The organism is Vibrio sp. RW (assembly GCF_027587105.1).
Taxonomy (GTDB): domain Bacteria; phylum Pseudomonadota; class Gammaproteobacteria; order Enterobacterales; family Vibrionaceae; genus Vibrio; species Vibrio toranzoniae.
The window spans coordinates 80264-105714 of the sequence record NZ_JAPPTM010000005.1; the positions used below are offsets into that span (position 1 = coordinate 80264).

Below are 25451 nucleotides of genomic sequence, written 5' to 3' on the forward strand. Positions count from 1 at the left end.
AACTTAGTCCTCCGCTAGCGGTTTAAAGCGACGAAGCTCGGTTAGACGGTAGCCAGTATAGTTACCTAGTAGCAAGATGGTCGCTAGAATAACAAGCTGTAGACCAATAAAGTTAAACGTTAAGTGCTGAATGAATGGGTTCGTCATGCCTAAATAAACAAGAATAGCGGTAAACAGAGAACCACCACCTTGTAACACGACTTCTTTCGCGCCTTCTTCTTCCCATAGAATAGACATACGTTCGATAGTCCAAGATAGGATGATCATTGGGAAGAACGTAATGGATAGACCTTCTGTCAGACCGACTTTAAATGCGACCACGGTAAACACGGAGATGATCATGATTACTGTAATGATGACGGCGGATATCCTAGCTACCAGGAGTAAGTTGAGTTTTGATAAGTAACTTCGTATCACCAGACCGGTACCGACAATTAATAGGAAACCGACAATACCCGTTATTAATTGTGTTTGAACAAACGCCACCGCAATCAGAACTGGCATGAACGTACCAGATGTTTTCAAACCGATGATCACGCGTAGGAACACAACAATCAGTGCACCGATAGGAATAAGCATGATGGTTTTGAACATCGCTTGCTCTTCTAGCGGCAGGCTGTGAATCGATAAGTTCAATAATCGATCAGCTGAAACCTTGTTGTTGGTTGCTTCAGTTGGAGATACTTCCTGAGCAATCATAGAGAAATGAACTTTACTGTTCTGACCACCAACAACATCGAGTAGAGAAACGTTGGATTCATCCCAGATAAGTAGGTTTGGTTGAACTTGTCGTTGACTCGACTCTGGAGAGAACAAAATCCACTGGTCATTGTCCCAGATTTGGATCATGTGTTGGATTGATTGTCGACGACGTCCATCTTCCAATTCAATAACACCGACTACTTTGTTGTGAATTTTGGCTGTCGAAAGTAGCTTGTGTGTCGCTTCAACTTTCGTCATATTATTCAGAATTAGCGCAGAGTTTTGGCTGTCTGGATCGTTAAGCGTTTTAATCAACTCACGAGTAAAGGTTAGGTTGTCTGCGGAACGCTTTGTCGCTCTATCAATCAGAGCAAGAGATGCCGCTTCTTCTGGACCGTCGAAGCTTGGTTTCGTTATTTCACCTTCTGGTGGTATATCGTTTACTTTAGCTTGGTTGTCGACTAGAAACTGTGTTTTGTAGTAGATGGTTTGAGGACCATCTGCATAACGAATAGACCACTCTGCGCGGCGACCTGACTCTGTATTCAAGTAGGAGATACCGTAGCCTGGTGATGAAGCTGATTCACCGATAAGTGTGTAATTAGACTGAGTGTGAGGAGCTGCTAATGAAACCTTTGCTTCTTTACCTATTGCATTGAATTCGATACGAGCTTCAATGTCCCATACTTGTCTAGTTTCTCCTGGAGTCCAAGGTACACCGTAGGTTGTATGCCTAAACATACTTAGCGTTATACCTGCCACAATGAGCAGGAAAATAGAGATATAAAATGGAATTCTTGACGTCATAGCTTGCCCTACTATTGTTATTTAGCTTCCGTTTGTACGTACGTTTTGCTTACATCCACTAGCGCGATGTCTTTGATAAATTCGCGCCCTAGTAATACAGGGTGACTCATTTGAGAGCGATCCGCCAATGTAAATTGCGCTTTTTCATGGATTTTTCCAACTTTCACCCATAATTCAATCACCGCTCTTCGCTCTGTCTGATCATTAGTTGATTGTCGGATTTTCACATAACGTATAACAGGTGCTTCGATCCATTTTTGTTCTTTTTCTGTTTCTGCTTGGTCGTCTAGGTGGAATTTAACCCAGTCCTTACCGTTACGTTCGAATTCTTTAATATCGACGGCATTTAAAGAAGAGGTGGTTGCGCCGGTATCAACACGAGCGTCAAAGCTTTGTTTTATCGAGTCGATAAACACCTTTTCGATTCCACCTAGGATGGTAGGTTGTAACGTAGGGGTGACAGGGTCAGCGGCAACGACTTGAGGTTCTTCTTCCTCTTGCTCTTCAATAACCTTGTGTTCAATACGAGTTAGATGAGCATCTAGTTGACTGGAAAGAGTCGTAATTTCATCTTCTAGGCTTTCAATATAGTCGCTTTGGTTACTCATTTGTAGTTCAAGATTCTGAACTTTATTTGCGATGTTTGCCTCTGAGTGGGAAATTGCGTCGAGCGTTTCTTGGTGGTAGGTCGCACCGTTAGTGAGGGTGCAGCCAGAGAGCAAACCCACCGCCACAATTGGCGATAATCGCTTAAACATAAAAAAACCTTTGGGAATTAGAGAATAGTTCATACTATTTAGCAGTTTATCCTACAGGAAAGGATGCGTGAAGCATCCTAATGTTAGAGTCTGGTCATATTGAATCGCAATGTGAGCGCTACGCCAATTATCGCAATCTGAAATAGCTTACTTATTAAACAGACGTCAATTTTGGGGCTCTTTGATCAAAGTGTACTGCGAAAAAATGATGGGTTCACAAGTAAAATAAACCATCATTTTCCCTCAGGAACTATTGCGTTATGGGCAGAGTATCTATGGCTTTGTTGCTACCAAAATCGCACGTCTTGGTGCAGGGTGACCTTCAACCGTTTTACTCGGATCGTTCGGATCTAGGTAATCTGGCAGAGAGTTGTGTGTCATCCATTCTGTTGTGCGTTGTTCACCAATTGTCGTGACATTTTCGTCAACGATACGAACGTCTTCAAAGCCAACCTGTTCAAGCCAACGTTTCAGTGCTCGAGCTGAAGGGAAGAAGTAGACGTTTCTCATCTGCGCGTAACGGTCAACAGGAACTAGAACTGCATTTTCATCGCCTTCAATCACTAAGGTTTCAAGCACTAACTCACCGCCAGACACCAATTGGTCTTTCAGTTGAATTAAGTGATCAAGCGGCGAACGGCGGTGGTATAGCACGCCCATGCTAAATACAGTGTCGTAGGCTTCCAGTTTTGGGAGTTGTTCAATACCTAAAGGTAACAGGTGCGCACGTTGATCATCGCCCATTAACTTACGGATCGCTTCAAACTGAACCAAGAAAAGGTGAGAAGGGTCGATACCTACGGTTAGACGAGCGCCTTCACCAAGCATGCGCCACATGTGGTAGCCATTGCCACAACCCACATCGAGCACAGAACGGTTTTTAAGTGGTGAGATATGTGGAAGCACACGATCCCATTTCCAGTCACTGCGCCATTCCGTATCGATATGAATGTCGTGAACCGTGTAAGGGCCTTTTCTCCAAGGGTGGAAAGTCTTCAGTAAGCTTTCTAACTTTTTAAGCTCACCTGTGTGGAACGGTGTAGAGCTGCCAATGGTCACTGAGTTTTTCAGATCAATTTGGTCAGGCACACCTTGTGGAATCTTGTTTAGTGCTCGTAACCAACGGTCGAAGTCACCGTGCTCTGCATTTTGCCAATCGGTCAGTTGCTGTGGCAGGACGTTTAACCACGGCTGAAGGCGAGTATCTTGGGCGATAAGTTGATAAAAATTAGCAAAATTAAACATGGGTAATATAAACCGTTGTGGAATTCATAATGTGTGTGACGCTGAGCATCACAGCACAGGAAATTAGTGGTTAAAGTCCGAATGAATCGTCTCTAACTGATTATGTTTGTGTTTTATTTGATAGCGAACATCGAACCAAAGTTGAAACACTGAAACCAAACTTCGCAACTAGAAAAACCGATTTCTTGAAAACGTTCTTTATGAACCTTGACCGAGTCAGGCCGCATAACATTTTCAATCGCGCTACGTTTTTGGCTGACTTCTAATTCGCTGTAACCGTTAGCACGTTTGAAATCATGATGCAGGTCGATAAGCAGCTCGTTTGAGCTTTCATCTTCGAATACGTATTTTTCTGACAGGATTAAGATCCCGCCCGGGCGCAAACCTGCGTGAATTTTTTCAAGCAAAGCGTATCGGTCGTCTGGAGACAAGAATTGCAGCGTAAAGTTAAGTACCACAACAGAAGCATCTTTGATTTCTACTTCACGAATATCAGCTTCGATGACTTCTACCGGCGTGTCACTGCGGTAAGCGTTAACGTGCAATTTACAGCGCTCAACCATCGCTTCTGAATTATCGATAGCGAATATCGTACAGCCTTCTTGTTGGATGTGGCGGCGCATTGACAGCGTAGCTGCGCCAAGAGAGCAACCGAGATCATAGATATTTGAATGTGGTTTTACGAAGCGCTCAGCCAGCATGCCGATCGCAGAGATAATGTTGCTATAGCCAGGCACCGAGCGTTGAATCATATCCGGAAATACTTCAGCAACCCTTGCATCAAAGGTGAAGTCTCCAATTTTATCAATAGGAGCGGAAAAGATATTGTCTGTGTTGCTCATGGCATTTTCTCTCGACAGTCAGCGTAATTGGTCCGAAATTCGTACCAAATAAAAGGGGGCGTATTTTACGTAAAAAAAAGACTGCTGTCACGAAAACTGAGATTAGTCCTGATCTTTGGCTCTATACCAGAGAGTGGGATTAAAACATTGAGATTTGGTGATTGCCTTTCTGAGCTGGAAACTGAGCGAGTTCGGGCAATAATAATGACGTATTTTCAGATACTTGCTTTTGCAATCGCTGATATATATCAATTGCAAGTTCAGGCGCGTGGTTGTTGTCTGGCGTGTGGATCATCAAATACGGTTGTTTGCCTTCACTAAGCCAGTTTGGAATTTTGTTAAACCATGGCTTAAAAAACTCGATGTTAGGCTCTTGATCAGGGTGGCCAATGAAGCGAATCATCGGGTTGTTGGCGGTTGCAATCGCATGAACGGGTACGCGTGGCTTTTTCTGATGAGCATCGATCACTGCCTCTGTGGTTGGCGGCGCGGAAAATACGGGGCGGCTATCCATAATGATGCGATTGATGCCTTCTTCTACGAGCCATTGATTGAAACGTTTTTCGGCATCACCTTTGTCAAAGAAACCCAAGTGACGGACTTCAACACCAAGCTGCATGTCTTTTGGAAATAACGTACAAAACTTTTGCAGCACAGGGAGCATGCTAGGTTCAAAGCTGTGCGGTAGCTGAATCGTCCATTGACCAATGCGATCATGCAGTGGTGACATGGTCATTAAGAACTCTTTGAGTTCGGCTTGGCAATGCCTGAGTTGTTGCTGGTGGGTGATGAATTTAGGTAGCTTGAAAGTGAACCTGAAATCATCGTGACTTGCGGCTTTCCAGTTATGAACGGTAGACATACTTGGCGTAGCGTAAAAGGTCGTGTTGCCTTCAACGGTATGAAAAACTTGGGTGTATTTTTCTAGACGTTCTGCAGGCTTTGTCCCCTTGCCATAGAACTGACTTTGCCACTCAGAATGAGACCACATGGTTAAGCCAAGTCTTAGAGGTAAAGTTTCCATTGTTATTACACCGTTAGTTATCACGCTATTAGTCATTACAAAAAATTTTAGTTGAAGTGCAAATCTACTGTACGAGACTTTTGCCGATTACGGTACTTTCGAGATATAATTATGCCAAATTTTTTGGTTTTGATGAATCTTTGTGCACTTGGTGGGCTAAAAAGCAGCAAAGCCAGATAAAACATAATAAATTCGAATGTGGAAGGTCGATTTTAAGCGAGTTTCCGCGTATAAATGTTCCTTTGCTCTGTTGTGTGGAATGACCACTGACAGCTTGGAAATTAGTAAATAATTAAGAGATTGGGAAATTCATTATGCGTACCCATTACTGTGGTAACCTGAACAAGTCCCTGGCGGGACAAACTGTAGAACTGTGCGGCTGGGTAAACCGTCGCCGTGATTTAGGCGGTCTTATCTTTATTGATATGCGTGATCGTGAAGGCATCGTTCAGGTTGTTGTCGATCCAGATATGAAAGATATCTTCCCGATCGCTAACCAACTGCGTAATGAATTCTGTATCAAATTTACTGGTGAAGTGCGTGTTCGTCCGGACAGCCAAGTAAATAAAGACATGGCTACTGGTGAAGTTGAACTTTACGCGACTGGTCTTGAGATCATCAACCGTTCAGAGTCGCTTCCACTAGACTTCAACCAAACGAACTCTGAAGAGCAGCGTCTAAAGTACCGCTACATCGATCTTCGTCGTCCAGAAATGAGCGACCGCATTAAGCTTCGTGCTCGTGCTTCTAGCTTCGTTCGTCGTTTCCTCGATGAGAACCTATTCCTAGACATCGAGACTCCAGTACTAACGAAAGCAACGCCAGAAGGCGCTCGCGATTACCTAGTACCAAGCCGTGTTCACAAAGGCAGCTTCTACGCGCTTCCTCAATCTCCTCAGCTGTTCAAGCAACTGCTGATGATGTCTGGTTTTGACCGTTACTACCAAATCGTTAAATGTTTCCGTGACGAAGATTTACGTGCTGACCGTCAGCCTGAATTTACTCAGATCGATATTGAAACATCGTTCATGTCTTCTCAAGAAGTACGTAACATCACTGAAAAGCTAGTTCACGATATGTGGAAAGAGCTTCTAGATGTTGAACTAGGTCAATTCCCAGTAATGCCTTTCTCTGAAGCGATTCGTCGTTTCGGTTCTGATAAGCCAGATTTACGTAACCCACTAGAGTTAGTGGACGTTGCTGACTTAGTTAAAGACGTTGAGTTTAAAGTATTCTCTGGCCCTGCTAACGACGAAAAAGGTCGCGTAGCGGTTATCCGTGTACCAGGTGGTGCTAAGCTAACTCGTAAGCAAATCGACGGTTACGCAGAACACGTAAACATCTACGGCGCGAAAGGCCTAGCTTGGATGAAGGTTAACGACCGTGCTGCAGGCATGGAAGGCATTCAATCTCCAGTTGCTAAATTCCTAAGCGAAGACGTAATCAACGGTATTCTAGATCGCACTCAAGCTGAATCTGGCGATATCATTCTGTTCGGCGCAGACAAAGCGGGCATCGTTGCTGAAGCAATGGGCGCACTTCGTCTTAAACTAGGTACAGATCTAGAGCTAACAGACACATCTGCATGGGCTCCACTGTGGGTTGTTGACTTCCCAATGTTCGAAGAAGACGGCGAAGGTAACCTACACGCAATGCACCACCCATTCACATCGCCACTGGGTGTGAACGCGGAAGAGCTAAAAGCGAACCCAGCAGCAGCAAACTCTGATGCATACGACATGGTAATCAACGGTTACGAAGTAGGCGGCGGTTCTGTTCGTATTCACAATGCAGAAATGCAAACGGCTGTATTCGGTATCCTCGGTATCGAAGCACAAGAGCAACAAGAGAAGTTCGGCTTCCTACTAGATGCTCTTCAATACGGTACTCCACCACACGCTGGTCTAGCATTCGGTCTTGACCGTCTAGCAATGCTACTTTGTGGTACAGAGAACATCCGTGACGTTATCGCATTCCCGAAAACAACCGCTGCAGCATGTCTACTAACAGACGCGCCAAGCCTAGCGAACCCAGCATCACTGGAAGAGCTAGCAATCGCTGTTAAACTAGCGAAGAAAGAAGACTAGTCAAACGATTAGCCTAACTTTCTAAAGAAGCTTTAAGTTTTCGATAGAGCTAAATTTTGCAGTAGAACAATGAAATGCCCGTTAATTTGACGGGCATTTTTTTTTGCGTTCGATATACTAAGCTCATAAAGCATGTATAAATAATCAGTATTTGAAGTTATGTCTATTATCTTAGGGATTGACCCTGGCTCACGCATTACCGGTTACGGTGTTATTCGTCAAAATGGCCGCCACCTCTATTACTTAGGAAGTGGTTGTATTCGCACCTCTGAAAAAGAGTTACCGGGTCGACTAAAGCAAATTTATGCGGGTGTAAGTGAAATCATCACTCAGTTCCAGCCGGATGTGTTTGCGATAGAGCAGGTCTTCATGGCGAAGAATGCGGATTCGGCGCTTAAACTTGGTCAGGCTCGAGGCAGCGCAATAGTAGCGGCTGTAAATGCAGATTTGCCCGTTCATGAATACGCGGCTCGTTTAATTAAGCAAGCGGTGACCGGTAATGGCGGCGCGGACAAGTCTTTGGTTCAGAACATGGTAATGAGCATGCTTAAGCTACCTGCCAAGCCACAGGCCGATGCGGCCGATGCTCTGGGCGTAGCAATCACTCACGCGAACACCAATAAAACCTTAGTTGCACTGGCCGGTAAAGCAACTGGGGCAAAAAAAGGGCGTTACCGTTAACCTAGATCTTAGTGCTTTCTTAAAAGCTTTAATAATATGGCTTCACAAGCCAAGCAAGCGTAAATAAATCACTCTAACAAACATAAAGAACTGGATAAGCATCCAGTTCTTTTATATTCTGTCACTTAAATTATGTTCCACCAAGAGAGTGAATTGTGATCGGACGTCTACGCGGTATTTTAATAGAAAAACAGCCACCAGAGTTATTAATCGAAGTGAGTGGCGTTGGCTATGAAGTTCAAATGCCAATGAGCTGTTTTTATGAATTACCAAATGTGGGCGAAGAGGCAATTATCTACACTCACTTTGTTGTACGTGAAGATGCACAACTGCTTTATGGTTTCAACACTATTAAAGAACGCGCGCTGTTTCGCGAAGTTATCAAAGCGAACGGTGTTGGCCCTAAGCTTGGCCTTGGTATCCTTTCAGGTATGACGGCTAGCCAGTTTATTCAAAGTGTTGAACGCGAAGATATTTCTACGTTGGTAAAATTGCCGGGTGTTGGTAAGAAGACGGCAGAGCGGCTTGTTGTTGAAATGAAAGACCGTTTGAAAGGGTGGGGTGTCGGTGATTTGTTCACACCTGCGACGGATGCTGCACCTATTGATTCTATGCCGACGGTTCATGATGCTGAAGAAGAAGCGGTAAGTGCACTACTTGCATTAGGTTATAAACCAACTCAAGCTTCTAAGGTTGTTTCTCAAGTGGCTAAAGAAGGCATGACGAGTGAACAGTTAATTCGCGAAGCATTGAAGTCGATGGTTTAAATAGATCTTACTTTTTTGCAGGGTTTTATATGCTGCAGGTAAGCCTCCACTATACTGGTGTTCAGCCTTTTCACGTTCAACGTAGTGGACAACAAAACATCGAGTTAGAAATTAGATATAACAGAGTTAGAACTCTCAAATTGGAATCCCTATGATTGAAGCAGATCGCCTCATTGCTCCTGATAATCCGGTCTTTAAAGATGAAGATGTTATTGACCGCGCGATACGACCAAAAGCATTAGCTGATTATCAAGGTCAGGATCACGTTCGTGGCCAGATGGAGATTTTCATCAAAGCGGCACAATTACGTAGCGAGGCGCTCGATCATCTGTTGATATTTGGTCCTCCAGGCTTGGGTAAAACCACATTGGCTAACATTGTTGCCAATGAAATGGATGTGAACATACGGACTACTTCAGGGCCTGTGCTAGAAAAAGCGGGTGACTTAGCGGCATTGCTGACAAACCTTGAAGAGAATGATGTGCTGTTCATTGATGAGATTCATCGACTAAGCCCTGTGGTTGAAGAGGTTCTGTATCCAGCAATGGAAGATTACCAACTGGACATTATGATTGGTGAAGGGCCTGCGGCGCGTTCTATCAAGATCGATCTCCCTCCTTTTACTTTGATCGGCGCAACCACTCGTGCAGGTTCGTTGACCTCTCCATTACGTGATCGTTTTGGTATCACTCAACGTCTTGAATACTATAAAGTTGAAGATCTACAAAATATTGTCCAGAGAAGCGCAGATTGTCTTGGTCTTTCGATGGAATCAGAAGGCGCGTTAGAAGTTGCTCGCCGTGCGCGTGGTACACCTCGTATTGCTAACCGTTTGCTGCGTCGTGTACGCGATTACGCAGAGGTCAAAGGGGATGGTCATATTTGTCCTGAGGTTGCTGATAAAGCGCTTAACATGCTGGATGTCGATGCGAAAGGTTTCGATTACATGGATAGAAAGCTTCTACTTGCAATTATGGAGAAGTTTGGTGGTGGTCCGGTTGGTATCGACAATATGGCAGCCGCAATTGGTGAAGAGAGAGACACCATTGAAGATGTACTAGAACCCTATTTAATTCAACAAGGTTATCTACAAAGAACGCCGAGAGGTCGAATTGCTACCGACAGAGCCTATTTGCACTTCGGAATAGATAAACCTTCTAATCGTTAAATTATTCATTTATAAAAATCCCAGTTGCATAAGCGCTGGGATTTTTTTGTTTTTAGTGAATAACAACTCTTTGAGTTAATCGGTGAAAAGGGTGAGTAGTGGATGTTAAAAATGGAAACTTTGATTTCAAGTTTGATTTGGTTAACAAAAAATGAAATAAGTTGTCATATATTTTGTTAATACTTTATGGGTAGTTGTAGTTCGTATGTTGAAGTGGTGATGAGCTTTTGTCACAGATATCATGCACTGTTATTAAGACAAGCTAAATTGGTGTGATTTTAATCATAACTGTTCAAAAATAACTCTAATTTGCTAGAATAAATTTGATACAAATCAACGCAGGGTTCTCCCATAAACCTTTTGAAACATACTGATTTTACCAGTAATATTAGCGCCAGCTATATTAGCTCATGCTTAACAATAATCTAACTATAACGGTACGTTTTTGCTACAAATTTCAATTTGTAATAACAATTGCATAAATTGTTTTAACATGGATTTTTGAGGTGAATAATCACAAAAGTGTCACTCAGCCGACACAAAGGAGTTACCATGATTGATGTTGTTGATCTGTCGCGATTGCAGTTTGCATTTACAGCGATGTATCACTTCCTATTTGTTCCACTGACTTTAGGGATGGCGTTTCTACTTGCCATTATGGAGTCAGTTTATGTAATGACTGGCAAGCAAATTTACAAGGACATGACTAAGTTCTGGGGTAAATTGTTTGGTATTAACTTTGCTCTTGGTGTAGCGACAGGCTTAACCATGGAGTTCCAGTTTGGTACTAACTGGTCATACTATTCTCACTATGTTGGCGACATCTTTGGTGCTCCGTTGGCTATTGAAGCGCTTGTTGCATTCTTCCTAGAGTCTACTTTTGTTGGTCTTTTCTTCTTCGGTTGGGATAGATTGTCGAAGCGTCAACACTTAGCGGTAACGTGGTTAGTCGCTCTTGGTTCTAACTTTTCTGCGCTTTGGATATTAGTAGCAAACGGCTGGATGCAAAACCCAGTGGGTGCGGAATTTAACTTTGAAACGATGCGTATGGAAATGGTGAGCTTCGCAGAAGTTGTACTAAACCCAGTAGCGCAGGTTAAATTCGTACACACAGTAGCGTCTGGTTACACAACGGGTGCTATGTTCATCCTTGGTATCAGCTCATACTACATTCTTAAAGGTCGTGATCTTGCCTTTGCACGTCGTTCTTTTGCGATTGCAGCATCATTTGGTATGGCCGCGATTTTATCAGTAATCGTACTAGGTGATGAATCTGGTTACGAGCTTGGTGAAGTTCAAAAAGTGAAGCTAGCTGCTGTTGAAGCAGAGTGGCACACGGAAGAAGCGCCAGCCGCATTTACTGTTTTTGGTATTCCAAATCAAGAAACAATGAATACTGACTACGCAATTAAAATTCCTTACGTAATGGGTATTATCGCAACACGTTCTCTTGATAAGGAAGTAACGGGTCTGCGTGACTTACGTGATGACCACGTTGATCGTATCCGCACGGGTATGTATGCGTACGATTTGCTTGAAAAGCTACGTGCAGGCGACAAGTCTGAAGAAAATATGGCGGCTTTCGATGAAGTAAAAGGTGATTTAGGTTACGGCTTGCTTCTTAAGCGCTACACAGACGATGTTGTTGATGCAACAGAAGAGCAAATCCAAATGGCCGCGGATGATTCAATCCCAACGGTTTGGCCTCTATTCTGGTCATTCCGTCTAATGGTTGCTTGTGGCTTCATTATGCTGTTTGTATTCGGTGCTGCGTTTGTTCAAACATGCCGTCAGAAGATCGAACAAAAACCATGGATTCTTAGAGCTGCACTATTCTCAATTCCATTGCCTTGGATTGCGATTGAAGCAGGTTGGTTCGTTGCTGAGTTTGGTCGTCAACCGTGGGCGGTTGGTGAAATTCTACCAGTTAACGTTGCTGCATCAGCATTAACTATTGAACAGCTTTGGAGTTCTCTATTCGCAATTCTTGCACTGTACACCGTGTTCTTGATTGCAGAAGTTTACCTAATGCTGAAATTCGCGCGTAAAGGTCCAAGTAGTCTAAAGACAGGCCGTTATCACTTCGAACAAAACGATAACTCTGTTGAAGACAAAGTTAGCCGTTCAGTCGAAGTATAAGTGAGGGAATATTATGTTTGATTACGAAAGCTTACGACTTATTTGGTGGGTACTGATCGGTGTTCTACTGGTTGGTTTCGCCGTAACTGATGGCTTTGATATGGGTGTTGCAGCCCTTTCTCCTGTTATCGGTAAGAGCGACACAGAACGTCGTGTCATGATTAACACTATTGCACCGCACTGGGATGGTAACCAAGTTTGGTTAATCACGGCGGGTGGTGCATTGTTTGCTGCATGGCCTCTGGTTTATGCGACGTCTTTCTCTGGTTTCTACTTTGCAATGTACGCGACGTTAGCCGCGCTTTGGTTACGTCCACTTGCTCTTGATTACCGTTCTAAGATTGAAAATCCAAAATGGCGTAAAGCTTGGGACTACGCACTTTGCTGCAGTGGTACAGTGCCGCCAATCATTTTCGGTGTGGCATTTGGTAACCTACTACAAGGTGTACCATTCGACCTGAATGACTTAATGATGTCTAAGTACCATGGCACATTCTTCGCTTTACTAAACCCGTTTGCATTGCTTTGTGGTGTGTTAGCTCTGATGTTGTTCGTTATGCAAGGTGCAACATGGCTTCAAATGAAGACAACAGAGGAATTACATAACCGTGCTCGTCTTGTCGCTCAGATTTCAGGCCTTGTTGCTATTGCTCTGTTCGTTATTGGTGGTTTCTGGGTTCAGTCTATTGAAGGTTATGTAATCACAAGCACGATTGACACCTTTGCAGATTCGAACCCATTAAACAAAGAGGTATCACTTCAAGTTGGTGCTTGGATGACAAACTTCGAAACGTATCCTGCAATGTGGGCAGCGCCAATTCTTGGTGTCGCAATGCCTCTATTAGCTGTGATTGCATCTCGCTTTGAGCGTGGTGGCTTTGCGTTCTTGTTCTCGAGCCTATCTAACGCTGGTGTTATCCTAACGGCTGGTTTTGCAATGTTCCCATTCGTAATGCCATCAAGTTTGAACCCTAACCATAGTTTGACTATGTGGGATTCAACAGCGAGTGAACTAACACTTGGTTTGATGACAATGGTTGCTGCGGTAATGGTTCCTGTGATTCTTGGCTACACAACTTGGACATACTACAAAATGTTCGGTCGTCTGGATAAGAAACACATCGAAGATAACGACGTTTCAGCTTACTAAGCTAGAAGTGAAATAACTTAGGAGAAATTTTATGTGGTATTTCGCATGGATTTTGGGTGTACTTCTAGCATGTGCATTCGGCATCATTAATGCTCTTTGGCTTGAGCATTCAGAAATGATGGACAAGGACAGTGAGTAATCTCGCAGAACAAATCGCTAAACTGCATCAACCAATGGATAAGACTCCGTTACGAGTTTTATCCCTGATATTGGGTTTCATGCATGTGGGTTTAGTGATGTGGGATCCTGAAGCGTATGCGACAAGTATCGGAGGTTTTAACGCGATCATTGGGCCAATGTTTATCTGGGCTGTGTGCTCAAGCATGGTTTTCGGTATCGGGTTTAAGCCAAGAGCTTGGGTCTGGCAGCTGTTGTTTAGCCCATACGTTTCACTCACTATTTTGCTCTACCTAACGGTGCTACGCTTTATCTGAAAGGTAATAGTTTAGGTTCATATCAAAGCGAATTTTTTATACTTGTTGGGTTTTTAGTCAAAAAGAGGTCATCTTATACAGATGGCCTCTTTTTTCGTCTGTTAAATCAAAAATTCACTGCCATATACTATTAATGAAAATGAGTTAGGTTATAGTAATATCTTTATCGTTTTTAGGTTGTGGTATCAATTTGCAAGGATTATCTAAGCCGTTTAAGTGGCCAGTAACCGTATATTACGAAGACACCGATGCGGGTGGCGTGGTGTACCATTCTAATTATCTCAAGTTTTTTGAACGCGCTCGAACCGAGATGTTGCGCTCAATTGGTGTCTCTCAGCAAGTATTGTTAGAACAAAGCATAGGTTTTGTCGTCCGACATATGGAGATAGATTTTATTCAAGGCGCGCGCCTTGATGATTCTTTACAAGTTATTACTAATATTTACGAATTGAAGCGAGCTACCTTGGTCTTCTGTCAAGAGATCGTAAATCCTGATGGCAAAGCATTGTGTAAAGCACTGGTTAAGGTAGCATGTATAGACAATCAAAAAATGAAACCCAAGGCAATGCCAACATTTATTCTTACGGAGCTAACGAATAGTGACTGCTGAAATCTCAATATTAGGCCTAATTTTAGAAGCTAGCTTTCTAGTTAAAATGGTCATGCTAATCCTAATGGGCATGTCTGTTGTTTCTTGGGCAATGATCATAAAAAGAAGTAAAGTGTTATCGCAAGCTTCTAAACAAACTGAAGTGTTTGAAGATAAATTTTGGTCTGGTGTTGACCTAGCTAAGTTGTATCAGGAAAGCAATAAGCGCAAAGATGAGCTGTCTGGTACTGAAGAGATTTTTTACGAAGGCTTCACCGAGTTTGCTCGCCTTCGCAAATCCAACGCTACTTCTCCTGACTTTATTATGGAAGGCACTGGGCGTGCAATGCGCGTTGCAGTAGCCCGTGAAGTAGACGAGCTAGAAACTAACTTACCTTTCTTAGCGACAGTCGGTTCTATCAGTCCTTATATAGGCCTATTTGGTACGGTTTGGGGCATTATGCACTCATTCATCGCATTGGGTGAAGTGAAACAAGCGACACTCGCAATGGTTGCTCCTGGTATTGCAGAAGCACTTATTGCAACGGCAATGGGTCTGTTCGCCGCAATTCCTGCAGTAATGGCGTACAACCGCTTCAGCAGCCGAGTAGGTAAGCTAGAACACAACTACGCGACTTTCTCTGAAGAGTTTCACAGTATTCTTCACCGTCAAGCGATGGCTGGCAGGGAATAATCGATGGCTGGATACCAACCTAAAAAACGCAAAATGACCGCAGAGATTAACGTTGTACCTTACATTGACGTTATGCTTGTTTTGCTGATCATTTTTATGGTGACTTCACCGTTTGTAACTCAAGGTGTCGACGTTGAGCTGCCTCAGGCTTCAACCGCTAAGTCTGCACAAGATCTTCTGGGTGACGATAACGCGAGTTTTATTATTGTTGAAGTGAACAAAGACGGTGAGCTTGGTTTAAGTGTGAATAACGAAGAAGTACAGCGTGGTTTATCATTGGAAGATATTATCGTCCGAGTGAAAGCTGAGTTGTCTTTGAAGCCAAACTCTCCAGTGGCGGTTGGTGGTGATGCCGCAACGCCTTACGCTGAAGTGGTTTTATTACTTGATGAATTAAGCCGTGCAGGTGTGCCAAAGGTTGGCCTTTTAACGGATATAAGGGAATAGCTCCGTAGCATTCATGAAAGCGACTAATAAGAAATCCAATAATTTTAGATCACCGCTTCTTATTTCACTTGGGCTGCACGTCATTTTATTTGTTGCGCTCATTTGGGGAGCGGACTTCACGATGTCAGAACCTAAGCCAACTGGCCAGATGGTTCAGGCTGTAGTGATTGACCCTCAGTTGGTTCGCCAGCAAGCTCAACAGATTCGTCAACAGCGAGAAGCGGCGAGTAAGAAGGAGCAAGAGCGTTTAGACAAACTCAGACGTGAAAGCGAAAGACTTGAAAAGAATCGAAAAGCGGAAGAAGAAAACATTCGTAAGCTAAAAGAACAGCAAGCGAAAGAAGCAAAAGCAACCCGTGAAGCTGAAAAGCGTCGAGTTGAAAAAGAAAAACAACGTAAAGTCGAAGAAGCGCGTTTACAGCAAGAAAAAAAGAAAGCCGCTAAAGCAGAAGCTGACCGTAAGCTGAAAGAAGCGGCGTTGGTGAAAGCTGAAAATGAGCGTAAAGCTAAAGAAGCAGCAATCGCAAAAGCTGAACAGGAACGCGTGGCAAAAGAAAAAGCCGCGCAAGAGGCTGCTGAAAAAGCTCGTAAAGAAAAAGAAGCCGCTGAACGTGCTGAAAAGCAACGCATAGCCAAAGAGAAAGAGGCTGCAGCGGCAGCAGAGAAAGCCCGTAAGGAGAAGGAAGCGGCAGCAAGAGCTGAAAAAGAGCGTAAACAGCAAGAAGCAGCATTGAATGACATCTTTGAAGGGCTTGAAACAGAGGCGACGCAGAATTCTTCAGCAAGACAACAATTTATTAGTGATGAAGCTCAGCGTTACGGTGCTATTTATACCCAACTGATTCAGCAGAACCTTTTGTTAGAGGACAGCTACAGAGGACGATCGTGCCGAGTTAACCTTAAGCTTATTCCAACGGGCTCAAATGCTATTTTGGGGAGCTTAAGTATCTTGGATGGTGATAGTCGTTTGTGCGCAGCAACCAAGCGTGCGGTGGCACAAGTGCAATCGTACCCATTACCTAAAGACCCAGACATTGTGAAATCACTAAAAGACATTAACTTAACTGTATCACCAGAGTAGAAGGACAAACTTGTGTTAAAAAAACTATTACTGAGTTGTGTTTTTGTAATAGCGACAAGCAGCCAGTTTGCACATGCGGCGCTGGAGCTGGTTATTACAGACGGTATTAACTCTGCACGACCGATCGCTATTGTCCCTTTTCGTTGGGAAGGTGCTGAACCGTTGCCACATGATGTATCAGCAGTTATTGCTTCTGACTTACAGCGCAGTGGTAAATTTAGCCCCGTTCCGACAAGCAAAATGCCTCAAACGCCTTACAGTGAAACTGAGGTGGATTTTGATGCTTGGACCAATCTAGGTGTTGATTCATTGCTGACGGGTAGTATCACTAAAAATGTCGAAGGGCAGTATGTGGTGAATTATCAATTGGTCGACATTGTTCGTGGTCAATTGACTAAAGGACAAAGCCGAGCGTTAAGTGATGAAGGTCAATTAGTGCTTTCGAAAGACCATGTGTTGTTTAATAAAAAGGCAACGGTACCTGGTAAACGCTTGAGAGAGTATGCACACCGTATTTCTGATTTAGTTTATGAAGAGTTAACTGGTGAAAGAGGCGCGTTCTTAACACGTGTTTCTTATGTGGTAGTGAACGATAAAGATAAGTACCCATATCAGCTTCGTGTGGCGGATTATGACGGCTTTAATGAGCGTTTGGTACTTCGATCTAAACAGCCTCTTATGTCGCCATCATGGTCACCGGATGGCAAAAAGCTGGCTTATGTGAGTTTCCAAAATGGCCAAGCTGAAATATTCATTATGAATATTTATACAGGTGAGCGTGAGAAGGTGACTTCATATCCTCGTCATAATGGTGCGCCAAGATTCTCGCCAGATGGTAAGACATTAGCATTGGTATTGTCGAAAACAGGCAGCCTTCAGGTGTACACACTTGACCTTGCTAGCCGTAAGCTGACTCAAGTTACCCGAGGCCGTTCGAATAATACTGAACCATTCTGGCATCCAGATGGAAAGTCTCTTATTTTCACATCGGATCGTGGTGGTAAACCACAGATTTATAATGTAAATTTGTCAAATAATTCGACATCTCGTATTACTTGGCAAGGTAGCCAAAACTTAGGTGGTCAGATCACTCCTGATGGACGATTCCTAATCATGGTAAATCGAAGCAACTCAGGCTTTAACTTGGCTAAACAGGATTTGGAAACTGGTGCGGTTCAGATACTAACAAAAACATTGTTAGATGAATCACCAAGTATTGCACCGAATGGAGGTATGGTTATCTATAGCTCTATTTACAACAAGACAAACGTACTATCGATGGTTTCTATTGATGGGCGTTTTAAAGCGAGATTACCGGCAACCAACGGACGTGTAAGAGCACCTGCATGGTCACCGTTTCTCTAGCTAAAGTGATACATTCTATTAGCTATTGATAGTGTTAACTATTGTGGCATTTAACTATCTATAGCACTTAGTCGCTGTAGAAACTAAGTTTGATAACGTAAGGAAAATAAGATGCAACTTAATAAAGTTCTTAAAGGCTTGATGATTGCACTACCAGTAATGGCAGTGACGGCATGTAGCTCAACTGATGAAGCGACATCTGCAACATCTGGTACTGAAAGCAACCAAACAACTTCAGGTTCAGAAAGCAACGTAGATACAACGGTTGTAACGCCAATTGACGCTAACGGTCAACTGTCTGAGCAAGAGCTTAAAGAGCAAGCGCTACGTGAAACTCAAACAATCTACTTCGCATTCGATAACTCAACTATCGCTAGCGACTACGAAGCAATACTAGCAGCTCACGCAGCTTACCTAAGTAAGAACGTTAACATGAACGTTACTATCGAAGGTCACGCTGATGAGCGCGGTACTCCTGAGTACAACATCGCACTTGGCGAGCGTCGTGCACAAGCTGTAGCGAAATACCTACAAGCTCTAGGTGTTCAAGCAGACCAAATTTCTATCGTAAGCTACGGTGAAGAGAAGCCACTTCTTCTAGGTCAATCTGAAGATGTGTACGCTAAAAACCGTCGCGCAGTACTAGTTTACTAATTTTAGTAGGCTATATAATTGAGGAATTGCCTCATGTTCAGTAACACAAAGCGAGTTATTTTGCTTTCGTTACTGGCAAGTGCAGCGAACACCGTGTTCGCTGCACCAGCTCCAGTATCCGATCTCAATAGCACCGCAACCAATTCATCATCTTCCTCTCGACCAGGGGCTGTATCTAACGAATCAGATATTGAGCGTTTAGAGCGCCTGCTTCAAAATCGCAACCTAGTTCAGCTTCAAATGCAGCAGCAAATCGATGACATGTCACTGGAGATCAGTGAACTTCGAGGTGCGCTGGAGCGAAACAGTTACGATATGAAGCAAATGCTAGAGCGTCAACGCGAACTGTTCATTGAACTGGATCGGGTAAGAGGGCAAGTGAAAGCAGCAGGAACCGTAACGGCAGCAGTGGCAGTAAGCGAAGGCTCTAACGATGCTTCTGGTACGTTCAGTACTGATGTGGATGAGCAAACCGCTTATCAAAATGCTGTAGATATGATTCTAAAGCAACGAGACTACACGGGTGCTATTGCAGCATTCCAGAAGTTTCAAAAAGACTTTCCAGATTCAACCTTCACACCTAACTCACATTACTGGTTAGGTCAGCTTTATTTCGCTAAGAAGCAAGATAAAGAAGCTGTGAAGAGCTTTGCGGCAGTTGTGTCATACAAAGATTCAAATAAGCGAGCAGATGCACTGGTTAAGCTTGGTGACATAGCAGCGCGCAACAATAACGCGACGCAAGCTAAGAAATATTACCAACAAGTCGTCACAGAATATCCAAACAGCGCTTCGGCAAACGTGGCTAAAACCCACTTATAAAACAAAATAGGGGTGCTTACGCACCTCTGTTTATATCCGCTGTATTCTGTTCGTTGCTGGTGGCTTGTTACGACTTGCCACTGTTAGATCTCTAGTTACTCTCTTTGTGATAGCAACATAAAGACTTGTTTATGCTTTTTGAGTATTAACGAGTAAACGTTTGCTACCAATCCTTTTTGATCCCAATCGCTGTCCTGTGTAGAATACTCTGATTCTCGGAAGAAGTTGCGTAGAGCAAGAGCAATGAGTCATATACTAGATAAAATCGATACAGTTTACCCGTTTCCGCCTAAGCCAGTTCCATTGAGCGACACTCAGAAACAGGCCCACATCGCAAACATCAAAAAACTACTTCAAGAAAAAGATGCAGTTCTAATTGCACACTACTACACAGATCCTGAAATTCAGGCTTTGGCAGAAGAAACTGGTGGTTTCGTTGGTGATTCATTAGAAATGGCTAAGTTCGGTAACCGTCATTCAGCAAGCACTTTGATCATCGCCGGTGTTCGTTTTATGGGCGAGTCTGCTAAAATCCTGACTCCTGAAAAACGCATTCTAATGCCAACGCTGGAAGCGGAATGCTCACTTGACCTCGGTTGTCCAGCTGACAAGTTTACAGAATTTTGTGATGCTCACCCTGACCACACGGTGGTTGTATACGCGAACACTTCTGCGGCAGTTAAAGCTCGTGCAGACTGGGTGGTTACGTCGAGTATCGCTTTAGAAATCGTTGAAAGCCTAGACGCTGAAGGCAAACCAATCATTTGGGGGCCAGACCGTCACCTAGGTTCTTACATCGCAAATCAAACTGGCGCTGACATGTTGCTTTGGCAAGGCGAGTGCATCGTTCATGATGAGTTCTCAGCTGATGCTTTGAAGAAAATGAAGTCGGTATACCCAGAAGCGGCTATTTTGGTTCACCCAGAATCGCCAGCAAGCGTCGTCGAATTGGCTGATGCGGTAGGTTCAACAAGCCAACTGATTAAGAAAGCAAAAGAGCTTCCTCATCCACAGATGATTGTCGCTACTGATAAAGGTATCTTTTTCAAGATGCAACAATTGGTTCCTGAAAAAGAGCTAATTGAAGCGCCGACAGCCGGGGCTGGTGCAACTTGTCGTAGCTGCGCACACTGCCCTTGGATGGCAATGAATGGCCTTGAAGCGATTGAAAACGCGCTTGAAAATGGCGGCGAGCAACACGAAATTTTCGTTTCTGACGAATTACGCGTTAAGTCTCTAATTCCATTGAACCGCATGTTAGATTTCGCTGAACAGCTTAATGTGCAAGTGAAAGGCAACGCTTAATTTCATTATTGTGCTGTTATTATGAATAGGAAGCCAGCCTGTAGTGCTGGTTTTTTTGTACCTAAAGATAGGTTGCGAATATCAATCTTGTGGTCATGTATCTTTTTCTGATGATACATCTTGTTGATATCGCGTATTTTTTCTAGCATGTAAGTAAGAGAAAAAGATTTGAGGCTCGAATGATAATCTGGTTACAACTCAAACGCTGGGTCAAAGCAAATATCTTTGTTTTGAACGGAAAAAACTTGCTGTTTACCTTTCTTGGTTACGTATTTTTGTCGTGGTCGACTTTGTATCTAGCGGGTGAAACGGACCTAACCAGTTCGTTTACTACATTCGCTTACTATCTAGTCGTGACTGCGTCGACGGTTGGTTACGGTGATTTATCACCAACGACAGATGCAGGGCGATGGATCGTTATACTGTTCGTGATTCCGGGAGGGCTTAGTCTTTTCGCGGCATTACTCGGCAAGGTCGCGACAGAAGGTGTTGAATATTGGCGAGCGGGCTTGCTAGGAAAAAGGAGAGTTAGAGTGGAGAACCACATTTTGATACTTGGATGGAATGAGCAAAGAACCATTCACCTCATTCGTATGTTGCAGCACGAAGAAACGGGTAAACGACCAATTGTGCTATGTACTCGTTCAGATATTGAGAACCCGTTACCAGGCGAAATCAACTTCGTTAAAGTAAATAGCTACACTGATGGCAAAGAGATGGAAAAGACAGGCATCGAGTCGGCCAGTTGTATTCTCATTGATAATCCTGAAGACGATATAACTTTATCTGCGGCGCTTTACTGCGCGAACCGAAATCCTAAGGCACACCTTCTGGTGTACTTTAAAGATGAAGCATTGAGTGATTTGTTGCACCAGCATTGCCCTAACTCAGAATGTATTCCGGCGGTGGGGGCAGAAATGCTGGCCAAGGCTGCGGTAGATCCGGGGTCGAGTGCGCTTCACCAAGAGCTGTTGAGTACGACAAGGGGGATGACACAATATTCAACTTATTACCCTGAGGGGGCTGAACCTGTAACGGTTGCGCCAATTTTTTCGGTGTTCAAAGAGAAGTATCAAGCCACGTTGATTGCGATTGATGCGGGCAGTGGTATTGAGCTTAACCCTGATCTAGACCAAGTGGTCAACAGCGGGACTAAGTTGTTCTATATTGCAGATGAACGAATTGATCACTTCGATTGGAAAGGCTTTTAAACGATTGATATGCCCTCAGAACTAAAAAAGGCCTCATAGTGAAGTGAGGCCTTTTGTTATTGTTTGGTCGAGCGAGTTAAGCTTATTTTTTCAGAGCTTATTGATATTCTCTAGGTTATTGAGCATCAGCTAATGCAATGCCACGTTGCGTTAGACCGCACAGCATCACAGGAACCGCATTAAAGATCTCTTCGAACTGCTCTAAACCTTCAATGCCTTGCTCTGCAAGTGTCGCGATTGACGTTTCAGGATCGTAAAGCATGCTCAGTGAAAGTAGCACGCCACCAACTAGCGCGTTGTCTTCGCTGTCTTCTGGCATCAATGTTTCCCAATCATCACGAGCAATCTGCCAACCTTGAAGTAAGCCTTCACAAAAATCACGAGCAGCTGTGTTAACGACTTCTTCATCATCCAATTGACAAGCTTCAGGCCAAACCCAAGTGCCTTCAATCAGTTCTGGGCGGGTTTCGTTCCAAAGCGCGATGATAATTTCAATATAGCTTTCAAGTTGCTCACCATCAGTAAAAGGAGCGACTTCTTCACCACCCCAAAGGAACGGAAGCCATTCATGAGGAGGTAATACGTTAGGTGCCGCTGCCATTGCAGTGACAAATCCTATGGTTTTGTGTTCTGTGATTAGCTTTCCTTCCAACTCTGGAAGCGCAAGAATATCTTGTAAAGTCAAAGTGAGGTACCGTAAAAGGGAACATATTTGCGCTTATAGTACCAATGAACTTGCGCCAATCAAGCTTCAATCTAAAAAGGCTTGATGTCCTTGATGATAAACACTAGGTTTAACAAAAAAGAAAATAACAAAAAATTATGCAGATACGGTCGTCTCTTAAGAAAAACAGTATGGTAGCGCTCGGGTTATACTTGGCCATGTTCATTGCCATTGTCGGCAGCGTGACGTACCACGTCGTAGAGTCTCCTGTACGTGCCAAATTAGAACAAAACCTAGACCTACGTGCTGAATTGTTATCTGCATTGATTACAGAGCCACTCAGTAGCTCTAAAGGTGTTGTCGATAGCCTAGTCGGTTTTGCTCAGAAACAACGAAAAGGTTCAGAGGTTGCTTCGGTATTAAAGTCAATTTTGGCGGCGAGCGACGATACGATCGTTAGCGCGGGTATTTGGCCAGAACCTTATGCACTTGATCCGAATAAACGTCTGAACAGCTACTTTTTCAACAAAGCCGATGATGGCAAGATTGATCAACTGTTTTCTTATAACAACCCTAAGAATGCGCCCTACCATCAAGAATATTGGTACACTTCTGTTGTTGATGAGCCGCAGGGAAGTATCGCATGGAGCGATGTGTATATCGACCCATACACACACGTTCGAATGATTACGGCGTCTTCCCCTTATTATTACGATGGCACCTTTGCCGGTATTGCGACAGTGGATCTCTCACTGGAAGAGTTATTGGGTTTCATTAAAACCCATGCGGAAGAATATAACCTTGGTATCACTATAAGAGATAATCTCAACCAAGTTCTGGTTTCTCATAACTTCAATCTTGTCGAGGGAGTCTACATTAGTAATAACCAATTTGGTGACTTTGATTGGCAAGTCGCAGTGGTTAACTCAAAACTATTGGTGGCAGACGAGGTGTTTCGTCTGGTGATGAGTATTGAGAGCGGTATTGTTCCGCTATTGCTCGTGTGTGTCATGGCGGGTTATTACTTGTTGAACCGTTACTTGATTAGTCCTATTACCAATATAGCAATTAAGGTCGACGGTTCAAAAGCGGGTGAGATCATCGATGTTGAGTACTCAAGTGATGATGAAATCGGCCACTTGATTAAAACCTTCAACGAAAAGACCATTTATCTCGAAGCGGAAAAGGTTAAGGCTCAGGCCTCAACCAATGCAAAAACAGCGTTCCTTGCGACCTTATCCCATGAAATCCGAACTCCAATGAATGGCGTTTTAGGAACCGCCCAAATTCTGCTAAAAACCCCTTTAAACAGAGAGCAAGAGAAGCATCTTAAAAGTTTGTATGAGTCTGGGGATCATATGATGACTTTGCTTAATGAGATATTGGATTTTTCAAAGATCGAGCAGGGCAGATTAGATCTAGATGAAACCCGTTTCCCGCTCGATTCGATCATCGGAAGTATCAACAGTGTCTACTACACATTGTCTTCCGAAAAAGGACTTCAATTCAAAGTGTATTCTGAGGTGCCTTCTGGCCGTTGGTACTTCTCGGACAAAGCTCGCCTGCGCCAAATCTTGTTTAATCTACTGAACAACGCTGTGAAGTTCACTTCAAGAGGTTTTGTTGAGGTGTACCTGAAAGAAGTTGTTGAAGGAAATGATGTTTACCTTAGTATTCGAGTTCGTGATACCGGAATAGGCATACCTAAAGAAGCGCAAAAACGCATCTTCAAACCTTTCGAGCAAGCAGAATCTACGACTACAAGACGTTTTGGTGGTACAGGCCTAGGCTTAGCGATTGTGAAGGAAATTGCCCAATTTATGGGTGGCAGTATCACGGTCACCAGTGAAGAGGGGATTGGCACTAGCTTTGATGTTCGCTTAAAGATTAAGCCTTGCCAACCTGGTGAGATAGAAAGCCTACCGCATAAAAAATTGGATTACTCTGGCTTGAAAGTGTTGATTGTTGAGGATAACAGGACCAACACCGTCATCATTGAAACCTTTATGAGTAGTAAAGGGTTTACCTGTAAGAACGTTGAAAACGGCGAACTTGCGATACAAGCTGTCGTTACAGAGCACTTTGACTTGGTGTTGATGGATAACCATATGCCAGTGATGGATGGCGTGGAATCAACAACGGCTATTCGGGCTCTAATTGGCGATGTTTCATCTGTCTTAATATTTGGTTGTACCGCTGATGTCTTCAAAGAGACTCGCGAACGTATGATCGGTGCTGGTGTGGATTACATTATAGCTAAACCAATTGATGAACGGGAGCTCGACGATGCGTTATTTCGCTATTCGAATAAGCTTTACCAATTCCATGAAGCAGAAGTTCATGCTCCGGAGAGCCAAGAAGTAAAAGATCACGATTGGAAAAGTAAAAGTGAGTCACTGCCTAAGCCTGATTTACGAAGCAAAGGCAACATCGAAGAGTTGCTCGTGACACTGTACGTGGCGTTAGAAGACAACAACTTAGAGCTGATTCAATTTTCGCTAGAGAGCTTGCGTGTTCACGCTGAACCTATGAACAATACAGAACTTACATCTCAAATTGATAAAGCTCTAGAGTACGTCTTCTCGGGAACGCGCCCCTCGCAAGATGTTATTGATATCATTACTGTAAATCTACCTATGGCTTAGGTGTTGTTTTATTACAGGAAGTAAAAGTTAAATTGCGCAATTTTCAACCTTCTTGTGGTTTTTTGGTCAAAGTGACTGCTTTTAAAGTAGTTTTTGGTTGTTAATTTACCACTTGATTTGTAATTTGGAATGTATGACTGCTAATGTTGTGTTTTAATAGTGATATTAAC

The 25451-nt window shown here is 43.5% G+C and carries 24 protein-coding genes; 18 read left to right on the forward strand and 6 right to left on the reverse strand.

The features are described 5' to 3' along the window. Window positions 1-3: 3 nt before the first annotated feature. The 5 genes from OCT63_RS06140 to OCT63_RS06160 all read right to left on the reverse strand — a co-directional run bounded on the left by OCT63_RS06140 (window position 4) and on the right by OCT63_RS06160 (window position 5378). Complete coding sequence (locus tag OCT63_RS06140; RefSeq protein WP_060467413.1) at window positions 4-1509, reverse strand: inactive transglutaminase family protein; 1506 nt, start codon at window positions 1507-1509, stop codon at window positions 4-6. Window positions 1510-1526: 17 nt separating this feature from the next. Beyond that, window positions 1527-2267 carry an ATP-dependent zinc protease family protein gene (locus tag OCT63_RS06145; protein ID WP_269983376.1) on the reverse strand — a complete coding sequence of 247 codons (741 nt, stop codon included), beginning with the start codon at window positions 2265-2267 and terminating at the stop codon, window positions 1527-1529. 273 nt (window positions 2268-2540) lie between these two features. After that, a complete protein-coding gene (cmoB, locus tag OCT63_RS06150) occupies window positions 2541-3512 on the reverse strand; it encodes a tRNA 5-methoxyuridine(34)/uridine 5-oxyacetic acid(34) synthase CmoB (RefSeq protein WP_161685949.1) in 972 nt (323 codons plus the stop codon). 113 nt (window positions 3513-3625) lie between these two features. Then, window positions 3626-4354, reverse strand: coding sequence for a carboxy-S-adenosyl-L-methionine synthase CmoA (cmoA, locus tag OCT63_RS06155; RefSeq protein WP_060467416.1), 729 nt, complete (start codon window positions 4352-4354; stop codon window positions 3626-3628). 139 nt (window positions 4355-4493) lie between these two features. Next, on the reverse strand, window positions 4494-5378 hold the full coding sequence (locus tag OCT63_RS06160) for a DUF72 domain-containing protein (RefSeq protein WP_161678055.1): 885 nt from the start codon (window positions 5376-5378) through the stop codon (window positions 4494-4496). A gap of 314 nt (window positions 5379-5692) precedes the next feature. Here OCT63_RS06160 and aspS point away from each other — a divergent pair, with 314 nt between their 5' ends. The 17 genes from aspS (at window position 5693) to OCT63_RS06245 (ending at window position 21972) form a co-directional block, all read left to right on the forward strand. Continuing rightward, on the forward strand, window positions 5693-7465 hold the full coding sequence (aspS, locus tag OCT63_RS06165) for an aspartate--tRNA ligase (protein ID WP_269983377.1): 1773 nt from the start codon (window positions 5693-5695) through the stop codon (window positions 7463-7465). A 159-nt stretch (window positions 7466-7624) separates the two neighbouring features. After that, window positions 7625-8146, forward strand: coding sequence for a crossover junction endodeoxyribonuclease RuvC (ruvC, locus tag OCT63_RS06170; protein ID WP_161685947.1), 522 nt, complete (start codon window positions 7625-7627; stop codon window positions 8144-8146). Window positions 8147-8301: 155 nt separating this feature from the next. Next, window positions 8302-8913: a Holliday junction branch migration protein RuvA gene (gene ruvA, locus OCT63_RS06175; protein ID WP_060467419.1), complete on the forward strand. Its 612-nt coding sequence runs from the start codon at window positions 8302-8304 to the stop codon at window positions 8911-8913. A gap of 151 nt (window positions 8914-9064) precedes the next feature. Further along, the gene (ruvB, locus tag OCT63_RS06180) at window positions 9065-10081 is read left to right on the forward strand and encodes a Holliday junction branch migration DNA helicase RuvB (protein WP_017055062.1); all 1017 of its coding nucleotides are present in this window, start codon (window positions 9065-9067) and stop codon (window positions 10079-10081) included. A gap of 552 nt (window positions 10082-10633) precedes the next feature. After that, a complete protein-coding gene (gene cydA, locus OCT63_RS06185; RefSeq protein ID WP_017055063.1) occupies window positions 10634-12220 on the forward strand; it encodes a cytochrome ubiquinol oxidase subunit I in 1587 nt (528 codons plus the stop codon). A 13-nt stretch (window positions 12221-12233) separates the two neighbouring features. Next, window positions 12234-13370: a cytochrome d ubiquinol oxidase subunit II gene (gene cydB / locus OCT63_RS06190; protein ID WP_161748707.1), complete on the forward strand. Its 1137-nt coding sequence runs from the start codon at window positions 12234-12236 to the stop codon at window positions 13368-13370. Between the two features lie 31 nt (window positions 13371-13401). After that, entirely contained in the window at window positions 13402-13509 is a 108-nt protein-coding gene (gene cydX / locus OCT63_RS06195; RefSeq protein ID WP_000270284.1) for a cytochrome bd-I oxidase subunit CydX, read from the forward strand. Then, the gene (gene ybgE / locus OCT63_RS06200; protein ID WP_269983378.1) at window positions 13502-13804 is read left to right on the forward strand and encodes a cyd operon protein YbgE; all 303 of its coding nucleotides are present in this window, start codon (window positions 13502-13504) and stop codon (window positions 13802-13804) included. Before cydX ends, ybgE begins: the two co-directional genes overlap by 8 nt. Window positions 13805-13994: 190 nt before the next feature. After that, window positions 13995-14414 carry a tol-pal system-associated acyl-CoA thioesterase gene (ybgC, locus tag OCT63_RS06205; RefSeq protein WP_060467422.1) on the forward strand — a complete coding sequence of 140 codons (420 nt, stop codon included), beginning with the start codon at window positions 13995-13997 and terminating at the stop codon, window positions 14412-14414. Further along, window positions 14404-15087 carry a protein TolQ gene (tolQ, locus tag OCT63_RS06210; RefSeq protein ID WP_017055067.1) on the forward strand — a complete coding sequence of 228 codons (684 nt, stop codon included), beginning with the start codon at window positions 14404-14406 and terminating at the stop codon, window positions 15085-15087. Before ybgC ends, tolQ begins: the two co-directional genes overlap by 11 nt. A 3-nt stretch (window positions 15088-15090) precedes the next feature. After that, a complete protein-coding gene (gene tolR, locus OCT63_RS06215; protein ID WP_017055068.1) occupies window positions 15091-15534 on the forward strand; it encodes a protein TolR in 444 nt (147 codons plus the stop codon). Between the two features lie 13 nt (window positions 15535-15547). Then, on the forward strand, window positions 15548-16615 hold the full coding sequence (gene tolA / locus OCT63_RS06220; RefSeq protein WP_060467423.1) for a cell envelope integrity protein TolA: 1068 nt from the start codon (window positions 15548-15550) through the stop codon (window positions 16613-16615). A 12-nt stretch (window positions 16616-16627) separates the two neighbouring features. Continuing rightward, on the forward strand, window positions 16628-17980 hold the full coding sequence (tolB, locus tag OCT63_RS06225; protein WP_161748704.1) for a Tol-Pal system beta propeller repeat protein TolB: 1353 nt from the start codon (window positions 16628-16630) through the stop codon (window positions 17978-17980). A 111-nt stretch (window positions 17981-18091) separates the two neighbouring features. Next, window positions 18092-18634, forward strand: coding sequence for a peptidoglycan-associated lipoprotein Pal (gene pal / locus OCT63_RS06230; protein ID WP_060467425.1), 543 nt, complete (start codon window positions 18092-18094; stop codon window positions 18632-18634). Between the two features lie 33 nt (window positions 18635-18667). Next, window positions 18668-19456: a tol-pal system protein YbgF gene (ybgF, locus tag OCT63_RS06235; protein ID WP_269983379.1), complete on the forward strand. Its 789-nt coding sequence runs from the start codon at window positions 18668-18670 to the stop codon at window positions 19454-19456. A gap of 243 nt (window positions 19457-19699) precedes the next feature. After that, window positions 19700-20761 carry a quinolinate synthase NadA gene (gene nadA / locus OCT63_RS06240; RefSeq protein WP_269983380.1) on the forward strand — a complete coding sequence of 354 codons (1062 nt, stop codon included), beginning with the start codon at window positions 19700-19702 and terminating at the stop codon, window positions 20759-20761. A 179-nt stretch (window positions 20762-20940) separates the two neighbouring features. Continuing rightward, the gene (locus tag OCT63_RS06245) at window positions 20941-21972 is read left to right on the forward strand and encodes a potassium channel protein (protein ID WP_269983381.1); all 1032 of its coding nucleotides are present in this window, start codon (window positions 20941-20943) and stop codon (window positions 21970-21972) included. A gap of 115 nt (window positions 21973-22087) precedes the next feature. Here the strand turns inward: OCT63_RS06245 and OCT63_RS06250 are convergent, their stop codons facing one another. Continuing rightward, window positions 22088-22657: a UPF0149 family protein gene (locus OCT63_RS06250; RefSeq protein WP_161685926.1), complete on the reverse strand. Its 570-nt coding sequence runs from the start codon at window positions 22655-22657 to the stop codon at window positions 22088-22090. Window positions 22658-22794: 137 nt separating this feature from the next. Here OCT63_RS06250 and OCT63_RS06255 point away from each other — a divergent pair, with 137 nt between their 5' ends. Continuing rightward, on the forward strand, window positions 22795-25281 hold the full coding sequence (locus tag OCT63_RS06255) for an ATP-binding protein (RefSeq protein WP_443088544.1): 2487 nt from the start codon (window positions 22795-22797) through the stop codon (window positions 25279-25281). Window positions 25282-25451 lie beyond the last annotated feature (170 nt).